Origin of the sequence: Rhizobium binxianense (genome assembly GCF_028994275.1) — a bacterium.
Classification (GTDB): domain Bacteria; phylum Pseudomonadota; class Alphaproteobacteria; order Rhizobiales; family Rhizobiaceae; genus Rhizobium; species Rhizobium binxianense.
The window spans coordinates 4,239,283-4,257,101 of sequence record NZ_CP118713.1 but is presented as its reverse complement, the minus strand read 5'-3'; the positions used below and the strand labels follow the sequence as shown (position 1 = coordinate 4,257,101).

Annotated in this window: 15 protein-coding genes; 6 read left to right on the top strand and 9 right to left on the bottom strand. The window is 62.5% G+C overall.

The genetic code is table 11. From position 1 onward, the window contains the following. Positions 1–5 precede the first annotated feature (5 nt). On the bottom strand, positions 6–1,292 hold the full coding sequence (locus PO860_RS20715) for an ABC transporter substrate-binding protein (RefSeq protein ID WP_183609930.1): 1,287 nt from the start codon (positions 1,290–1,292) through the stop codon (positions 6–8). A gap of 266 nt (positions 1,293–1,558) precedes the next feature. On the opposite strand from PO860_RS20715, the gene PO860_RS20710 reads away from it, so the two are divergent. From PO860_RS20710 to PO860_RS20690, 5 genes are all read left to right on the top strand, one after another. Next, positions 1,559–2,236 (top strand): TetR/AcrR family transcriptional regulator, encoded by a 678-nt coding sequence (locus PO860_RS20710; RefSeq protein ID WP_183609929.1) that lies wholly within the window; start codon positions 1,559–1,561, stop codon positions 2,234–2,236. A gap of 167 nt (positions 2,237–2,403) precedes the next feature. Next, positions 2,404–3,552 carry a Gfo/Idh/MocA family protein gene (locus tag PO860_RS20705; protein WP_272784631.1) on the top strand — a complete coding sequence of 383 codons (1,149 nt, stop codon included), beginning with the start codon at positions 2,404–2,406 and terminating at the stop codon, positions 3,550–3,552. A gap of 3 nt (positions 3,553–3,555) precedes the next feature. After that, complete coding sequence (locus PO860_RS20700) at positions 3,556–4,719, top strand: dihydrodipicolinate synthase family protein (protein WP_272784630.1); 1,164 nt, start codon at positions 3,556–3,558, stop codon at positions 4,717–4,719. A 28-nt stretch (positions 4,720–4,747) separates the two neighbouring features. Then, the gene (locus tag PO860_RS20695) at positions 4,748–5,578 is read left to right on the top strand and encodes a sugar phosphate isomerase/epimerase family protein (RefSeq protein ID WP_272784629.1); all 831 of its coding nucleotides are present in this window, start codon (positions 4,748–4,750) and stop codon (positions 5,576–5,578) included. A gap of 42 nt (positions 5,579–5,620) precedes the next feature. Further along, a complete protein-coding gene (locus PO860_RS20690; RefSeq protein ID WP_272784628.1) occupies positions 5,621–6,898 on the top strand; it encodes a Gfo/Idh/MocA family protein in 1,278 nt (425 codons plus the stop codon). A gap of 30 nt (positions 6,899–6,928) precedes the next feature. Here PO860_RS20690 and PO860_RS20685 read toward each other — a convergent pair whose 3' ends face one another. The 3 genes from PO860_RS20685 to PO860_RS20675 are packed head-to-tail and all read right to left on the bottom strand — an operon-like array spanning position 6,929 to position 10,832. Beyond that, positions 6,929–7,942 carry a hydroxyacid dehydrogenase gene (locus PO860_RS20685; protein ID WP_272784627.1) on the bottom strand — a complete coding sequence of 338 codons (1,014 nt, stop codon included), beginning with the start codon at positions 7,940–7,942 and terminating at the stop codon, positions 6,929–6,931. Then, positions 7,939–9,795: a DUF2264 domain-containing protein gene (locus tag PO860_RS20680; RefSeq protein WP_273885370.1), complete on the bottom strand. Its 1,857-nt coding sequence runs from the start codon at positions 9,793–9,795 to the stop codon at positions 7,939–7,941. Before PO860_RS20680 ends, PO860_RS20685 begins: the two co-directional genes overlap by 4 nt. 5 nt (positions 9,796–9,800) lie before the next feature. Further along, complete coding sequence (locus PO860_RS20675) at positions 9,801–10,832, bottom strand: LacI family DNA-binding transcriptional regulator (RefSeq protein ID WP_273885369.1); 1,032 nt, start codon at positions 10,830–10,832, stop codon at positions 9,801–9,803. A 144-nt stretch (positions 10,833–10,976) separates the two neighbouring features. Between PO860_RS20675 and PO860_RS20670 the strand changes: the two genes are divergently transcribed. Further along, positions 10,977–12,263, top strand: coding sequence for an ABC transporter substrate-binding protein (locus PO860_RS20670; RefSeq protein ID WP_183609921.1), 1,287 nt, complete (start codon positions 10,977–10,979; stop codon positions 12,261–12,263). 65 nt (positions 12,264–12,328) lie between these two features. Here PO860_RS20670 and PO860_RS20665 read toward each other — a convergent pair whose 3' ends face one another. From PO860_RS20665 to PO860_RS20645, 5 genes are read right to left on the bottom strand one after another with little or no spacing between them, the layout of a single operon-like run. Next, positions 12,329–13,297 (bottom strand): glycoside hydrolase family 26 protein, encoded by a 969-nt coding sequence (locus PO860_RS20665; RefSeq protein WP_275037959.1) that lies wholly within the window; start codon positions 13,295–13,297, stop codon positions 12,329–12,331. A 3-nt stretch (positions 13,298–13,300) separates the two neighbouring features. After that, the gene (locus tag PO860_RS20660; RefSeq protein ID WP_272784623.1) at positions 13,301–13,822 is read right to left on the bottom strand and encodes a DUF995 domain-containing protein; all 522 of its coding nucleotides are present in this window, start codon (positions 13,820–13,822) and stop codon (positions 13,301–13,303) included. Positions 13,823–13,860: 38 nt separating this feature from the next. Further along, complete coding sequence (locus tag PO860_RS20655; RefSeq protein ID WP_273885367.1) at positions 13,861–15,726, bottom strand: glycosyltransferase family 2 protein; 1,866 nt, start codon at positions 15,724–15,726, stop codon at positions 13,861–13,863. After that, positions 15,723–16,706 carry a UDP-glucose 4-epimerase GalE gene (gene galE / locus PO860_RS20650; RefSeq protein ID WP_273882426.1) on the bottom strand — a complete coding sequence of 328 codons (984 nt, stop codon included), beginning with the start codon at positions 16,704–16,706 and terminating at the stop codon, positions 15,723–15,725. The genes PO860_RS20655 and galE overlap by 4 nt, the downstream gene beginning before the upstream one ends. 1 nt (position 16,707) lies before the next feature. Then, on the bottom strand, positions 16,708–17,730 hold the full coding sequence (locus PO860_RS20645) for a UDP-glucuronic acid decarboxylase family protein (RefSeq protein WP_183631851.1): 1,023 nt from the start codon (positions 17,728–17,730) through the stop codon (positions 16,708–16,710). Positions 17,731–17,819 lie beyond the last annotated feature (89 nt).

The following is a 17,819-nucleotide window of genomic DNA, read 5'->3' as shown; positions in this document are numbered from 1 at the left end:
CGGGATCAGCCTCGTGCGAGAATCTGCGTAATTTCGGTGACAAGCTGCTTGCCGCCATCCGAAGGAGATAGCTGTCCGAAGGCCACCTGTTCGGCGATGTTGCGCAGAATAAGGGTGCCTTCGCCTGCGCCGGTCGGCGGCGGAGGCGGCAGCGGGCCGGCAAGATCACCGAGGCCGGCAACATAATCGAGCGGAACCTTGCCGATTTCGTCGAGTTTGGTGGCGACGACATCGCGCATTGCCTTCGATTCCGGAATGCCGCGCTCGACGTCGAGGATCACCGCGGCATCCGGATTCTTGACGAAGAAGTTGACGTAGTCGACCGCCTGATCCATCACCTTCGACTGCGCCGAGACGGAGAAGAACATCGATGGCTTGCGGTAATGGCCGCCCTTCGAGTCCGGCGTGATGCGCATGTAGTTGGTCAGGGCTAGCTTGTCCTTGACCATGGCCTGGTAGCCGACGAACTGGTTGCTATGTGCGTAGTCGCAAGCAGCCTTGCCGACGGTGAGCGGGCTGGTGTCGATCGTATCCTTATAGAGAGCCTGGATATCAGGGGTGACGCAAGCTCCGGCTTCGCGGAACTTGGCCCACATATCGAACCATTCAGACGCTTCTTCAGGACCGAAAGCGATCTTCGAGTCCGCCGTATAGAGCGCCTTGCCGCGTTGGCGGAGGTAGTTTTCAAGGGCCGGTTCGACACCGCTGCCGTCGGCAAAACCGAAATAACCCTTGCGCTTACCGGCCTTGGTCATCTCGGCGCCGATCTTGCCGAATTCTTCCCAGGTCGTCTTCTGCGTCGGCATATCGATGCCGGCCTCTTTGAAGGCCGCGGCGTTCAACACGGTTGCGGCCGAGTTGGCGCCGAGACTGACACCATAGAGATGGCCATCGACCTTGCCGCCTTCGATCTGCGCAGGATCGAAATCCTCGAGCTGCAGCTTCGACGGCATGTAGGATTCCAGCGGAGCGAGGGCGCCGCGCCGGGCATATTCGACGATATAACGGTAGTCCATCTGGATGATGTCAGGGGCGTTGCGGCCGGCGACCTGGGTCGCAAGGCGTGGCCAGTAATCGGCCCATCCGAGAAACTCGCCGTTGATGGCGGTGCCAGCATTCTTCGACTTGTAGAGTTCCGACACCTTGTTGGTGCGGTCGGCGCGCGGCTGCGAACCCCACCACAGCAGACGCAGGCGCGTTTCCTGTGCCATGGCGCTGGTTCCGAGTGCCGCGAGCGACAGAAGCGTGGCTCCTCCCGCAACGAAATTACGTCTGCTTACACGTAGGCTCATTTTTTCCTCCTCCAAAGGGAAGCGCCTCCACACGCTTCCGACCAGTTACCCTTGCATAAATAACTAATTGGTTACAAGCTACGAGCAAAGCGGCAAGCGTGTCAAGCGGTGTCGGCCAGAGCATGATGCCGAAAAGGTGTGAGCGGCTTTCGAACGGCATCATGCTCTCACTATTCACACTGGAAGAGGGCCGCGCTTCTGAATTCGGTTTTTACAATTTCGCACTGAAGGCTTATGAGCGCAACAAGCGAGACGGAGGTGGAGAGATGAACGACAGCGGCGAGCATGGGGAGAAAAAAAAATCTCGGCGCCCATCTCAGGAACGGACGGCCCAGCGCGATCCGGAGCGGACACGCGCCGCAATCCTTGAAGCAGCCACCCGGGAATTCGCCGAAAACGGCATGGGCGGGGCCCGCGTCGACGCCATCGCCGAGCGCGCCGGCACCAACAAGCGCATGCTCTACCATTATTTCGGCGACAAGGAGCAGCTCTATCTCCGCGTGCTCGAAGAAGCCTATGTCGGCATCCGCACCGCCGAGCGCGCGCTCCATATCGGCGACCGCAGCCCGGAGGAGGGCATCGGGGAACTGGCGCTCTTCACCTGGCGCTATTTTCTCCAGCACCCGGAATTCCTCAGCCTGCTCGGCACGGAAAACCTGCATCGGGCCCGGTGGCTGCGCCAATCCGTGCGGCTCAAGGAGCTGCATTCGCATCTGATCGGCGAGCTGACCGATGTGCTCGAGCAGGGAAAGAAGCAGGGCGTCTTCATCGAGACTGCCGACCCCCTGCATGTCTACCTGACGATCGCCTCGCTCGGTTATTTCTACCTTTCCAACCAGTATACGCTTTCGACGATCTTCGGCCGCGACCTGATCGAGCCGACCCATCTCAATGCCTGGGAAAAACATATCGTCCACGTCACGCTGACCTCGATCAAGCGCTAGATGTGAGCCTTCTGCAACCTGACCCGGAAAGGCGCTGGTCTCGAAAGTCGGATTCGACTCTTGACAGCGGCGCCGCTCTTCTGCCATCAAGTAACTGTTTAGTTACCGGCTTGGGAGGGCCGGGCCGGATGCCCGCTCCCGCCGCAAAAGATTCCAGGGAGGAAAAAATGGCACGCTTGGGGATCATCTTGCACGGCGTTACCGGCCGCATGGGCTACAATCAGCACCTGGTGCGTTCGATCCTCGCCTTCCGCGACCAGGGCGGCATCACGCTGCAATCGGGCGAAAAACTCGAGATCGACCCGATCATCGTCGGCCGCAACGGCGCCAAGATGGAAGAGCTGGCGAAGAAGCACGGCATCCAGCGCTGGTCGACCGATCTGAATGCCGCGCTCGCCAATCCCGACGACACGATCTTCTTCGACGCTGGCACGACGCTGATGCGCGCCGAGCTGCTGTCCAAGGCGCTCGATGCCGGCAAACATGTCTATTGCGAAAAGCCGATCTCCGACGACCTGCAGGTGGCGATCGATCTCGCCCGCAAGGCGCGGCGCTCCGGGCTCAAGCACGGCGTCGTGCAGGACAAGCTCTTCCTGCCCGGCCTGCGCAAGCTGGCGCTGCTGAAAGATTCCGGCTTCTTCGGCAAGATCCTCTCGGTGCGCGGCGAATTCGGCTACTGGGTTTTCGAAGGCGATTGGGGCGTGCCGGCCCAGCGTCCCTCCTGGAATTACCGCAAGGGCGACGGCGGCGGCATCATTCTCGACATGCTCTGCCACTGGCGCTACGTGCTCGACAAGCTGTTCGGTGAAGTCAAAGCCGTCTCCTGCCTCGGCGCCACGCATATTCCGCGCCGCATCGACGAGCAGGGCAAGCCTTATGATTGCGACACAGATGACGCGGCCTATGCGACCTTCGAGCTCGACGGCGGCGCGATCGCGCAGATCAACTCCTCCTGGGCTGTGCGCGTGCGCCGCGACGACCTCGTCACCTTCCAGGTCGACGGCACGCATGGTTCGGCCGTCGCCGGCCTGACGAAATGCTGGAGCCAGCACCGCGTCAACACGCCGAAGCCGGTCTGGAACCCAGACCAGCCGCAGACGATCGACTTCTACAAGACCTGGGACGAAGTCCCGGACACCCAGGCCTTCGACAACGGCTTCAAGGCGCAGTGGGAAATGTTCATCCGCCATGTCGTCGAAGATGCGCCCTGGCCCTATGGCCTGGAGGCCGGCGCCAAGGGCGTACAGCTGGCCGAACTCGGGCTGAAATCCTGGGCCGAACGCCGCTGGCTCGATGTTCCGGCACTGGAGTTCTGAGCCGTGACGACGATCAATCTCCCCCTCGACGGCAAGGTCGTCCCCTATACGCTGACCGGCACGCCGATCGAGCTGAAGAAGCGCGACGCCAACAGCTTCCCGCGCATCGCCTTTGCCGCCGCCCATGTGGTCGCCGATCCGCTCGCCGACAACGATCCCTGGCTGACGCCGGCGATCGACTGGGAGCGTACACTTGCCTTCCGCCACCGGCTCTGGGATCTCGGCCTCGGCGTCGCCGAGGCGATGGATACGGCCCAGCGCGGCATGGGCCTCGGCTGGCCGGAGGCGCGCGACCTTATCCGCCGGGCGCTTGGCGAGGCGGCCGGCCGCAAGGATGCGCTGATCGCCTGCGGCGCCGGCACCGACCATCTGACGCCCGGACCGGACGTCACGATCGATACGATCCTCAGGGCCTATGAGGAGCAGATCGAAACGGTGGAGGCGGCCGGCGGTCGCATCATCCTGATGGCGAGCCGGGCGCTGGCTGTCGCCGCCAAGGGACCGGACGATTATGTGAGGGTCTATGACCGCATCCTTCGCCAGGTCAGGGAACCTGTCATCATCCACTGGCTGGGCGAAATGTTCGATCCGGCGCTTGAGGGATACTGGGGCAATGGCGATCACCTGAAAGCCATGGAAACCTGCCTTGAGGTGATCGAAGCCAATGCCTCCAAGGTCGACGGCATCAAGGTCTCGCTGCTTTCCAAGGAGAAGGAAGTGACCATGCGCCGGCAACTGCCCAGAGCCGTGCGCATGTATACCGGCGACGACTTCAATTATGCCGAACTGATCGCCGGCGACGAACAGGGTCATTCGGACGCGCTGCTCGGCATTTTCGATGCGATCGCCCCGGCAGCGTCCGCAGCACTCGACGCGCTCGGCCGCAAGAGCAATCACGAGTTCTTCGATCTGCTTGAGCCGACCGTGCCGCTGTCGCGCCACATCTTCAAGGCGCCGACCCGCTTCTACAAGACCGGTGTCGTCTTCCTCGCCTATCTTAACGGCCTGCAGGATCATTTCACCATGGTGGGCGGCCAGCAGAGCACCCGCTCGCTGACGCATCTGGCCGAACTCTTCCGCCTGGCCGACAAGGCGCGGGTGCTGGCCGATCCGGACCTCGCGACAAGGCGGATGAAACAGGTGCTCGCCGTCCACGGCATCAACTAAGCGCGAGACGGCGCGGGAGGAGAATGACATGCAGGTCGAAGGGCTTTCGATCAATCTGGCGACGATCCGCGAGCAATGCGGCTTTGCCGAGGCCGTCGATATCTGCCTGAAGCACGGCATCACCTCGATCGCGCCCTGGCGCGACCAGGTCGCCAAAGCCGGGCTCGACGAGGCGGTGCGGATCGTCAAATCGAACGGCATCAAGCTGACCGGGCTTTGCCGCGGCGGCTTCTTTCCGGCGGCAAACGATGCCGACTGGCAGAAAAACCTCGACGACAACAAACGTGCGATCGACGAGGCGGCAGCCTTCGCAGCCGATTGCCTGGTGCTCGTCGTCGGCGGCCTGCCGGGCAGCTCGAAGGATATTGTCGCGGCACGGCAGATGGTGTTCGACGGCATTGCCGCCGTGCTGCCGCATGCGCAGGCAGCCGGCGTGAAGCTCGCCATCGAGCCGCTGCATCCGATGTATGCCGCCGACCGGGCCTGCGTGAACAAACTCGGCCAGGCACTCGATATGTGCGAGCCGCTCGGTGAGGATGTCGGCGTGGCGATCGACGTCTATCATGTCTGGTGGGATCCCGATCTTGCCAACCAGATCGCCCGCGCTGGACGGATGAAACGCATCTTTGCCCATCACATCTGCGACTGGCTGGTGCCGACCAAGGACATGCTGCTCGACCGCGGCATGATGGGCGATGGCGTCATCGACCTCAAAGGCATAAGACGGATGATCGAAGCTGCCGGCTTCTTCGGCGCACAGGAGGTGGAGATCTTTTCGGCCGAGACCTGGTGGAAACGCCCGGCCGACGAGGTGATCGCCACTTGCGTCGAGCGCTTCCGGAGCTGCTGCCAGATCTGATTTTCAATATTTGTTTCATCACGCATGCAGGAGGATCATTCGATGGAGAAACGCCGTTTTGCCCTGATCGGCACCGGAAACCGCGGCACCACCATGTGGGGCAAGGATCTGCTTGCCGGCTGGCGCGAACATGTCGACCTCACAGCCATCGTCGAGAAGAATTCGCTTCGCGGTGAGCGCGCCCGCAACATGATCGGCAGCAACGCGCCGCTCTATGACAATATCGATTCCATGCTGGCCGAGCAGAAGCCGGATCTGGCCATCGTCTGCACGCCAGACCATACGCATGACGATATCATCGTGCGGGCGCTGGAGTCCGGCATCGACGTCATCACCGAAAAGCCGATGACCACCTCGATCGAGAAAATTCGCCGGATTCTCGATGCCGAAAGGCGCACCGGCCGCCGGGTCGACGTCTCCTTCAACTACCGCTATGCGCCGACGGCGGCCAAGATCAAGGAATTGCTGAATGCCGGCGAGATCGGCCGGGTGACCTCGGTCGATTTTCACTGGTATCTCAACACCAAGCACGGCGCCGATTACTTCCGCCGCTGGCATGCCTATACGGAAAATTCCGGCAGCCTGTTCGTCCACAAGGCCACCCACCATTTCGACCTGCTGAACTGGTATCTCGACAGCGATCCCGAGTCCGTCACCTCCTTTGCCGACCTGCAGAATTACGGCCGCAAGGGCCCGTTCCGCGGCCCCCGCTGCAAGCTCTGTCCGCACACACAGGAATGCGACTACTATCTCGATCTCGAAGCCGATCCCTTCCTCGATCAGCTTTACGAGGATCCCTCTGAGATCGACGGCTACTTCCGCGACGGCTGCGTCTTCCGCGAGGATATCGACATTCCCGATACGATGGTGGTCAGCCTCCGCTACCGCAACAATGTCCACGTCTCCTATTCGCTGAACACCTTCCAGCCGATCGAAGGCCATCACCTGGCCTTCAACGGCACCAAGGGGCGCATCGAGCTTCGCCAGTATGAGGCTCAGCCCTGGGAAGAGCCGAAGCAGGACACGATCCAGCTGATCCGCAATTTCCCGAACGGCAGAGAGGCGGTAGAGCGCATCGTCGTTCCGCATTTCACCGGCGGCCATTACGGCGGCGACGACCGGATGCGCAACATGATCTTCAAACCCGACATGGAAGACAGGCTCGCTCAGCGCGCCGGCACGCGGGCGGGCGCCATGTCCGTGCTCTGCGGCATTGCCGCGCTGACGAGCTCGCGCACCGGTAAAGTCGTCGATATCGCCGAGCTGATGCCCGAGCTTGCCAATGACGGTTCGCCCAATTCGCTGAGGACACCACGCTGACGCAGAACCCCGCTGGACGGGGAATAAGCGTCAGGCGATGTTTTCCAGATTCTCTCGGCGGATCTGGTAGAGCAGCGGCCGGCCGGTCATAAAACGCTCGACCTCGTCCACCGCCATCTCGCCGAGGCGCCCCCGTTCCAGGCCGATGGCGCCGGCGATATGCGGCGTCAGGAAGACGTTGGGCAGATCGTAGAATGCGGAACCCGCGTCCGGAATCTCGGGATCGGTCACGTCGATGACCGCGTCGATGCGGCCGGTCTTCAGCTCCGAAAGCAGGGCGGCCTCATCAATGAGGATGCCGCGCGCGGTGTTGATGAGCGTTGCCCCGTCCTTCATCAGCGACAGTCTCCGCGCATCGATCATATGCTGCGTCGACGGCAGCGACGGCGCGTGCAGGGAGATGATATCGGCTCGCCGCATCAATGCGTCGAGATCGACCTTTTCCGCTCCCAATCCGGCTGCCTCGACGGCATCGAGCATGGGATCGAACAGCAGCAGCCTGTAGTCGAAGGGTTTCAAGAGCTCGATGACGCGCCTGCCGATGCGCGAGGCGCCGACGATGCCGAGAGTGCGGCCATAATTCCCGATCGCCTGGCGCTGCATCGGATAGGTCCGATCGCGGTTGCGGTCGGCGACGTAGAGATTGCGGAAACGGAAGGCGCGTTTGCCGGCGAAGAGGATCGCGGCGAGCGTGAATTCGGCAACCGGCACGGCATTGGCCTCGGCCGAATGGCTGACCGCTATGATGCCGGTTTCGAAGATGGCTTCGTCGATGATGCCCTTCACCGTGCCCGCCGCATGGACGATGAGGCGAAGCTGCGGTGCGGCCGCGGGAATCTCAGGCCCGACATAGGGCGCGCCCCAGCCGGTGATCAGAATTTCGGCTTCGGAGAGCAGGCGTCTTGCCCGCGCGTCGTCCAAGCGCTGCAACGGCTCGGGGTCCAGCAGGCGACCGATGGTATCGAGCCGGCGCAGGACCGCATCGGGCAGGACATGCTCTGTGCGCGATGGCTCCATGGCAAGGACGATTGCCGGACGACTCATGGCATCTGTCCGGGCGCTTCGATGGCGCTGACGGCGACGCCCTTTTCCCGCACCAGGGCCTCCAGCGCCGCAATATCAGGCGCTTTCGGCGGCCGCGTCCACACAGACGAGACGGCAGCGGGATCGCCCAGCGCCAGCACCGCCGTCACCAAGATGGTTTCACCAGCCGGAATCTGGCCGCGCAGTTGCGGCACGATGGTCTTGGCGACGATCACATTGGTATTGGGCTGCGCCTGCTGCGCCAGCCCGGCGCGTTTGACCGAGGAGCCGAGGTCGAGAATACCGGTAAAATCGGCTTCGCCGATCGCATAGGCGACGCCCTCCGAAGCCGACAGCGTGTCCTGCTCAAAATCCCGGCGGCCGATGGCAAAGCCCCCTTCGGCGATCCGAAGCGGCCGGCCTGCCCTGATCCGATGGATGCGGATATGCCAGGGAGCTGCGGGCACCAGCCAGGTTTCGACACCGACATCGGGGAAAGGCGACCATTTCGCATAAAGCACGTCGCCTGCGAGCCTGGCCTGCTCATTGGTTTCGCGCACGCGGTAGTGCAGGCCGTCATCGCTGAAGGCCAGCATCGAATCGAAGGCGGCGAGGCCAAAGGCGCGTTCGTCGGATTCGACGCTGAAGCCGTAGCGGGTGGAATAAGCGAACTTCGCATATTTTTCGGTGCCGAAACGCATCTGCAGGTTTTCCTGGCCTGATGACAGCGCCACGACATCGCCGCCCGCCGGCATGATCACCATGCCCGGATGACGCTGGGGAACGACATCGGGGCTTTGCTCCGGCGCCTTTTCGCTCGCCATCCAGAACGGATGATCCGCGGCGATCGCGAGCGGCAGGAAAGCCTTGAGCGCCCAGTAGGGCGAGCCGGCGGAATTGTAGCTTTCCGACATCAGCAGGTTCGGATAGCCGAAACCGATCGACAGCACGCCGTCGCGATCGGCAATCGGCTTGTCCTTCCACCAGCGCAGATGCTGCAGGCAGAGATGCTTGATCTCGCCCCAGGGCAGAGCCTCAAGATCGGCAAAGGCGAGTGCCGACCAGAAGCCGGCGCAGGCAAAGCGATAGGTCAGACTGCGGCCGAAGGGGATGGTGGCACCGTCAGCGGCAAACCAGTGGCGGAAATCCCGGGCGAAGAGGACCGCGCGTTCGCGGTAGCGTTTCGCGTAGTCGTCGTCGACGAGCTTCGAATAAATCAGGCCATAAAAATGCATGGCGAAGGGAATGTAGTGGTCGATGCGGCGCACGTTGCCGTCGCGATACCAGCCGTCGCCGATATAGAAGCCTTCGAGCTCCTGCAGATATTGCCGTGTCAGGCTGCGGTCGAAATCGACGCCGAGGCGATCAAGCGCGATGTCGACGAAAATCCTAAAGAATTTCCAATTGTTGTCGGCATAGTCGAACTGCCTGACATGTTTGAGGTAGGCGACGACGTTGCCGCGGGCGCCCGCGTCGAGCGGCTCCCAGATCTTTTCCGGCACCAGCGCCAAAGCAAAACCGAGAGCGGCAAGCTCGACCATCCGCTGATCGCGGCCATTGACCGTTCCCCAATATTCAGGATGGGCGGGATCGGTGCCGTTTGCGAGACCTTCGGCAAAACGATGCCAGTGAGCGAAGTCGCCGCCCCCGGCGCCAAGCGGCGCCAATCCCCAGAGCGGGCGGGCGAAGCCTTCGAGATCGGCCGCCGCCCGGTCGAAATGGGCGGCGGCGCCGCTCAGCCTGACGCGGGCATTGCCTTTCGAGAAACAGGCAAGCAGCGGATCGAAGAGCGCCAGAAGAGCGCGGCTCATATCGGTGCGGGTTTTAAGCGGATTGCCTGCAAGCGGATTGGCGCTGGCGGGATCATAGGTCATCGGCATCACTCACGGGTTTCAGCATTCGGAACGGTCCCTCCCGGAACGGGAATGACGGCCTGGCAGATGTGGCGCGCCGGCACCGCCCTGTTGCGGAAACGGGACAGCATCAGCGAAACGGCCTCGCGCCCGATGGCGGCGCGGTCGACGCGCATGGTGGAAAGCTGCGGATTGGTCATCAGCGCACAGGGCAGATCATCGAAGCCGACGATCGCAAAGTCCTCCGGCACACGCAGACCGGCTTCGGTGACGGCCTCGAGCACGCCGACGGCGATGAAATCATTCATGCAGAAGGCGGCGGAAAAGCCGGCATTCTCGGCAAGGATCGCGGCCGTGCGTTCATGGGCCTCGTGACTGGCGCCGCCCTGCAGCGCCAGGGGCACGAAACGACCCTCGGCGCCGGGGACGGCGGCGATTGCCGCCTCGAAACCGCGGATGCGCTCCCGGATCGTATGGCGGTGGGAGCCGCTCAAATGCAAAATTCGGCGATGACCTGCCTGCGTCAATCGCGTGGTCGCCTCATAGGCGCCGAAGAAATTAGCCGGCGAAACGCCGTCGAATTGCATCCTCGGATCGGTGCCGTTGACGAGAACGGTCGGCGTCACACTGCCCTGCAGCCAGTTGCGCAGCATCTCGTTCGGATCGATGCCGACGAGAAAGAGACCGTCAGCCGCTGCGGCCTGCATATAGTCGCGAATGGCGTCCGGGGTGGTGCGATCCTCGCGGACCATCCGGATTTCGAAGGGCATGCCTGCTTCGGCGGCCCCGGCACGCAGGCCGTCGACGATCGCCTCATAGAAGACGCTGAGACCGCCGGTGACACCGTCGCTGGCAATCAGCGCCAGTGCTCCGGCAACGGTCTCCGAAGCCGGTTTGACCGGATAGCCGTGCTCGGCGGCCACCTTCAAGATCTGACGGCGCACGGTTTCGCTGATACCAGGTTCGTTGGCGAGCACGCGCGACACCGTGGAGACGGAGACGCCAGCCAATGTGGCGATATCGGCCTGACGTGGCCGCCTGATTTTCTGATCGTTCATGGGCAAATCTTATGCAAATTATGCAAATTTGCAACATGAACGTTATTTGTTGCAATAATTATTTTTTTGCGTACCCTTCTCATCGAAATGCCCGCCGAAGCCATTGGAGGATGGCAGCAGGCATATTGGGACAAGGAGGATATCATGCAGGTCAATCGCCGTTCATTCCTGATGGGCTCAGCGGGTGCCGCCGCCGGTCTCGCCTTCGGTGCGGGAAGCGCCTTTCCGGCCTTTGCCGAGGACGCTTCGTTGCGCGCCATGTGGTGGGGGTCCAACGACCGCGCCAAGCGCACGCTTGACGTCGCCAAGCTCTATCAATCGAAAACGCCTGGCGTCACGATCGTCGGTGAATCGCTTTCGGGCGACGGCTACTGGACGAAACTCGCGACGCAGATGGCCGGCCGCTCGGTCGCCGACGTCTTCCAGCTCGAGCCGGGAACGATCTCCGACTATTCCAAGCGCGGCGCCTGCCTGCCGCTCGATGAATTCGTCCCTTCGACGCTGAAGGTCAGCAGCTTCGGCGCCGATATGCTGAAGCTGACCACCGTCGACGGCAAGCTCTATGGTGTCGGCCTCGGCCTCAACTCATTCTCGATGTTCTTCGACACGGTCGAATTCGAAAAGGCAGGCATCCCGCTGCCGACGGCCGACCTCACCTGGGATGAGTATGCCAAGCTCGCCGTCGAACTCGCCAAGTCCTCGGGCAAGGGCGGCGGCCCCTATGCGGCGCGGTACGCCTATGTGTTCGATGCCTGGCTGCGCCAACGCGGCAAAAGCCTCTTTTCCAAGGAAAGCGTCGGGTTCGGCTTCGCCGCGGACGATGCCAGGGAATGGTTCGACTACTGGGAGAAGCTGCGCAAGGCGGGCGGCACCGTTGCTGCCGACGTGCAGACGCTCGATCAGAACACGATCGACACCAATTGCCTCGGTCTCGGCAAATCGGTGATCGGCATGGCCTATTCCAACCAAATGATCGGCTATCAGCTGATCATCAAGAACAAACTCGGCATCACCATGCTGCCGCGCGAAAAGAAGGGCGGCCCCTCCGGTCACTATTATCGTCCGGCGCTGATCTGGAGCGTCGGCGCCACGACGAAGAACGGCGAAGCGGCCGCGAAATTCATCGACTTCTTCGTCAACGATGTCGAGGCCGGCAAGATTCTCGGCGTCGAGCGCGGCGTGCCGATGTCGCCGACCGTGCGTGAAGCCATCCTGCCGCAGCTCAACCCGACGGAGCAGGAAACGGTCAAATACGTCAATCTTCTCAAGGATCAGGTCGGCGAATATCCGCCGCCGGTGCCGATGGGCGCAACCCAATTCGACCAGCGTGTGCTGCGGCCGATCTGCGACGAACTCGCCTTCGAACGGGTTTCGCCGGCCGATGCGGCGACCCGGCTCATCGAAGAGGGTAAGGCGACGATCAAGGGATGATCGATCGCCTGACATGAGAGGAGAGGCCCGCAAAACCCCGGCGGGCCTCTCTCGTTTTCAGGCGATCAATTGCCCACGCTCTTGACCACGCGCCAGTCCGGCCGGCCGAGATCGAAGGGCCAGGCGTGCACGTCCCGGTCGTTGAAATAGGCCACCTCCTGAAGGTTCGGAAAAGCGCTCTGCTTCAAGGTGGCAGTTTCGATCCACGGCCTGATATAGGCGTCGCCGCCTTCATAACCGAGCTCCGCCACCCAGATGGGCTTTCCGTAGCCGGCGACGAGATCATAGCCCTGCTTCAACGCTTCCGAGAACGTCCGGTGCTCATTGCGGGCAAGCTCGTCGTAGCGCTGCAGGCCGAAGACCGAGAGCCCGACGAGATCGACATAATCGTCACCGGGATAATAATCCTGCAAGCCCGGCTCGCCCTTCGGCGACCACATGAGTTCGGTGCCGGGCGCCTCCTGGCGGACGATATCCATCATCCGCTTATAGGCGGCGATATAGTCCTGCGGATTCCAGCCGGACCAGGAAAACCGCCCCGACTTGTCCTCCATCTCCTGCCCCCAGCGGACGATCACCGGGCTTTTCAGCTGGGATATCATCTGCGCGATCGCACGCATGTTGACATCGTAATCGCCGCGCAGGACCTTTGCGCGAAGCGCGGCCGAGGTCAGCCGCCAATCGACGTCCCAAGACCAGGGCTCCACCGTTATCAGCAGGTTGCGACCCCTTGCCAGCGCGTAGGCATCGGCCACGCGCAGCGTCTCGAGGTCGACGTCCTCCCACGGCAGGAACAGGGCTTCGGTCGCGACATTCGCCTGCGCGCCGAAATCCCCGTGCGGATCGTAGGCTCCGAACTTGATGCCGTCGGCATGAAGGACGGGGCGCTTGTCGATGATCGCCCGCACGCTTGCCGCCGGGTTCGGGGCAATGCCGGCATATTGCGCCTCGCTTCGGCCCGGCAGATCCGCGGCACACAACAGCAGCAGCGCGATCGCGGCGGTCGAGAGTTTGTTTTTCATCAGCTTCTTCATGGCTCAACCTCCTTTTCGGGCTACTTCCTGACTGAGCAGGATCTGCTTCAGGTCATGCGCCTTGGCGCTGACCGTATCCATGGGAACAAGCTTGCGAAACTCGTCATCCCCTCGTACCGATGCATGACGGAATACGTACCAGTTGCCGTCCGGCTGGCGCCGCTGATAGATCGTATTGCCGATCTTGCGATGGCCGAAACAGGTGCTGGCGCGGGCAGCACCCTCGGCATTGGTCCAGGTGGCGCGCATGCAGAGCTGGCCGAGATCGTCGACCACCCATCGGCCTTCGGCGAAGGACTGCTTGCCCTTGTTGTCGGTCCAGGCGACGAAGCGCCGGCCCTCATCGAAGAAGCGGCCGCCGCCGGTGTCCCATGTCCAGGTCTTGTCACCGTAGATCCGATAGAGCTCATAGGCGCTGAGCGGCGTTGGCGCCTTCTCCCCCACCACCTCGGCACCCTGCGCTGCCACCGGCAGACACAGGCTGAGAGCAAGGGCTGCCCCATATAATCTCGATCCGATACTCATTACATCCTCCTACTCAACGCTTTGCCGGTTCCGCCGGCTCAGACACCTTGTTGATCCTGTGCCGTGTTTCCGAACCCATTCCATCTGATGCGGAACTTCACCGTCCTGGTCTTGCCGCCGAGGCCGGCACCGGCGACGGCAAACTGCGATTGGCTGAAACTGATGATGGTCTGGCCGTGAGAAAGGGCTTCGAGGCTGCGCAGACCGTGGCTGCCGGCCTGCATGCCGCCGGTGACGCAGATCGCCAATCCCGTGGCCGTCGCAAACCAGAGCCCGCGTGATTGCGGCAGCAGCGGCAGATCGTTTTCGATCGCATGGCGCATGACGATCAACACCGTCAGCGACAGATAGATCGCGAGGTTCATCGCGGCGAAAATATAAAAGCCCTGGGCCGATGCGGCCTCGTTGGGAATCGCCATGGCGGCAGCGCAAAGCCCGGCGAGCCCGATATAGGGCGCGACGACGCGCAGCGGCAAAGACTGCTGCTGCTGCCTTCCCTTCGGGGTGATGCGAAAGTCGACGAAGGAACCGCAGATGTGATCGCGAACGGCCGCCAGGCTGCCGGCGAGCGACCAGGGCCAGCGCAGGAAGATGAAGGCAAGCCCCTCCCAACCGAACAGTTTCGCATTATGCGGCCTGAATGTTCTCGTCGCCCGCCAGAAGAAGGCAAACAGCGTCAGCACGATCGATATCGGCGCGAAATGCAGCAGGAAATCCGGATAGGTGACGGCGACGAAGACATGGCCCGTCAGCAAGGCGGCAACCGGCAGCAGGAACATCACGGCCATGAAGGCGGAAAACAGCGGATACCACAGCTGCGAAAACACGAATTGCAATCTCAGCCGCAACGGCAGACGCATGACATAGCGGCGGGAATGTTGCAGCAGAATGGTGACGAGGCTGCGCGACCACTGGAATTCCTGGACGACGAGATCGGCGAAATTCGCCGGGCCGTCGCCATGGGCGATGGCATCGACGGCGTGCACGCCACGCCAGCCGCCGGCATTCATCATCAGCGTCGTCGAATGGTCTTCGGCAAGTTCGGGGCCGAGGCCGCCGATCTCACGCAGCGCTGATGTGCGAACCGCATAATGCGAGCCGATGCAAAGCGGCGCCCAGCCATTGTTGTATCCGGTCTGCAGCGAACCGTGCAGGCTCGCCTCGGCATAGAGCCTGCCGCGTGCCGCCCAGCTTGCCGCTGCATTCGCATCGCAGATGCTGGGCGCTGAGACATAGCCGATCCCGGGATCGGCAAAGGGACGCAGGACCTCGCGGAGATAGGTGGGCGTCGGGACATGATCGGCATCGAACTGGGCGACGAAATCGTACCGCGCATAGCCGAAATGATCGTAGAAATAGGCGAGATTACCCTCTTTGCACCGCGTCCGGCGCGGCCAGGTGGTGCGATGATATTCCGCCACGCCTTTTCGGGTGGAGATCAGCACGCCGCGCTCTGCGCACCAACGTCTGGTTTCCTCCGAAGGATCCTCGTCGGCGAGCCAGACATCGAAATCGACGGCGATCTGGTCGAGCATCGCCTGAAGCGTGGCGCGGACGACGGCGAAGGGTTCGGACGGCGCCTTGGTGACCACCATCGCCACCCGCCCCTCCGGCAAGCGTGCGCCAGGGCTGACCGTCTTCGCATCCAGGAAGATCAGGATGAAATAGGCCGGAACGAGCGTGATCCAGCCAAGCACGAGGCTGATGAGCACGAAGGCGGCCCAGGAAATAATATGGGCGGACTGGCACCACCAGATCCAGAAATAGCCGAGTGCGGCCAGCCAGCAGAAGATGCCGAAGCCGTAGACGGCACGGTTCCGGCCAGCGAAGACAGGATCGAATGCGTCCGCGCCGGCGGCTTTCGCCGCCCTTAGGCCGTACCCGGCTTGCGAAACGTTGCTCACGCCCTCACCTCCAGTCCGAAGGTGGGGCCGGCGGTGCGGATGATCGTATCGATATCCGAGAGAGAGGGCGAAAAGCCGAGTTCGGCTCTTGCTCTTGCCGTGTTGGCAAAGAGGATCGGCGGATCACCGGCGCGGCGGGCGCGATAGCGCACGGGGACTTCACGGCCGGTCGCGCGATGGATGGCGTCGAGAATCTCACGCACCGAGGTGCCCCGGCCGGAGCCGAGATTGACGTTTAGCGAGCCGCCGTCCGCCATCAGATGTTTGACGGCGGCAAGATGCGCCTGTGCGAGATCGCTGACATGAATATAGTCGCGCACACAGGTTCCGTCCTCGGTCGCATAGTCCGTGCCGAAGACATCGAGCCATTCCAGCCTGCCGGCGGCAGCGAGAAGGGCGCGAGGGATGAGATGGGTCTCGGGTTGGTGGCGCTCGGCAAGCTCACCCTCCGGATCGGCGCCGGCCGCGTTGAAATAACGCAGCGCGGCGAAGCGGATGCCATAGGCGGCGGCAAAATCCTCGAGCGCCATCTCGAATATCAACTTGGTGCGCCCATAGGGGTTGACCGGCAGCTGCGGGCTTTCCTCGCGTATCGGCAGGGAGGCGGGAACGCCATAGGTGGCGCAGCTGCTCGAAAAGACGATCCGCTCGATATCCTGGTCGAGGCAGGCCTCGAGCAGCGTGAGGCTGCCGACGACGTTGTTCCGGTAGTATTTCCTCGGCATCTCGACGGATTCGCCGACATAGGCGTTGGCCCCACAATGGATGACACACTCGGGCGAAAACTCTGCGAGCGTCCGGCGCAGCGTGGCCGCGTCGGCAAGCTCCGCCCGGATCAGCGGTCCCCAGCGGACACTGTCGGCATGTCCCGTCGAGAGATTGTCGTAGGCAACCGGGACCATGCCGGCGCGCGCCAGCGCTTTGCAGATATGACTGCCGATGAAACCGGCGCCGCCGGTGACCAGAATGTAGCGGGGCATCTCATACGACCTCCGCCTTCTCTGTGCCGGCAAGCACGCCGTCGAAATAGTCGACGGTGCGGGCCAGGCCGGTTTCGAGCCCGATGCGGGGCTGCCAGCCGAGCTCGGCCGCGGCCCGGGAAATATCCGGCCGCCGCTGGCGGGGGTCGTCGACGACCCGCGGCAGGTGGACGATCCGGGAACGCGAATTCGTCAGGTCCCGGACGATTTCCGCCAGGCGGCGAACGGTGAACTCGGCCGGGTTGCCGAGGTTGATCGGGCCGTTGCAGGCGCTGCCGGCGGCCGAGAACCGCAGGAAACCTTCAACGAGATCGTCGACATAGCAGAAGGAGCGGGTCTGCTCGCCATCGCCATAGATCGTCAGATCGGCATTGCGCAGGGCCTGCACGATGAAATTGGAGACCACCCGCCCATCGTCCGGGCGCATGCGCGGACCGTAGGTGTTGAAGATGCGGCCGACCTTGATGTCGATGCCGTAAGTTCTGTGATAGTCGAAAAACAGGGTTTCGGCGCCGCGCTTGCCTTCATCGTAACAGCCGCGCGGGCCGATCGGGTTGACATTGCCGCAATAGGATTCGTGTTGCGGGCTCTGGTTCGGGTCGCCATAGACCTCCGATGTCGACGACTGGACGACGACTGCACCGGTCTTTCGCGCGCAATCCAGGGTATTGACGGCGCCGAGCACGTTGGTCAGCAGCGTGCCGACCGGGTCCCGCTGATAATCGGGCGGAGAGGCGGGCGAGGCGAAGTTGAAGATGAGTGACGCCTCGATATCGAAAGGCCGGCGGACATCGTGCTCGACGATGTGGAAGCGGGTGTTCGAGGCGAGGTGATCGACATTCACGCGGCGGCCGGTCGAAAAATTATCGAGACATATGACTTTATGGCCGCGCTGCAGGAGTCTTTCGCAGAGATGCGAGCCGAGGAAGCCGGCCCCGCCGTTTACCAGGACGGTGCGCGGCTCCTGGGGCACCGGCATGCCTGATATTTGAGAATAGCCTTCGCTGGGAACGAAACTACGCATTACAAACCCCTTCCCATATTTTTAGTCTTTTGATTTGTTTATGCACTGCATGTCTACTTTATATTGCCGATATCCGCTGCATGGCCACT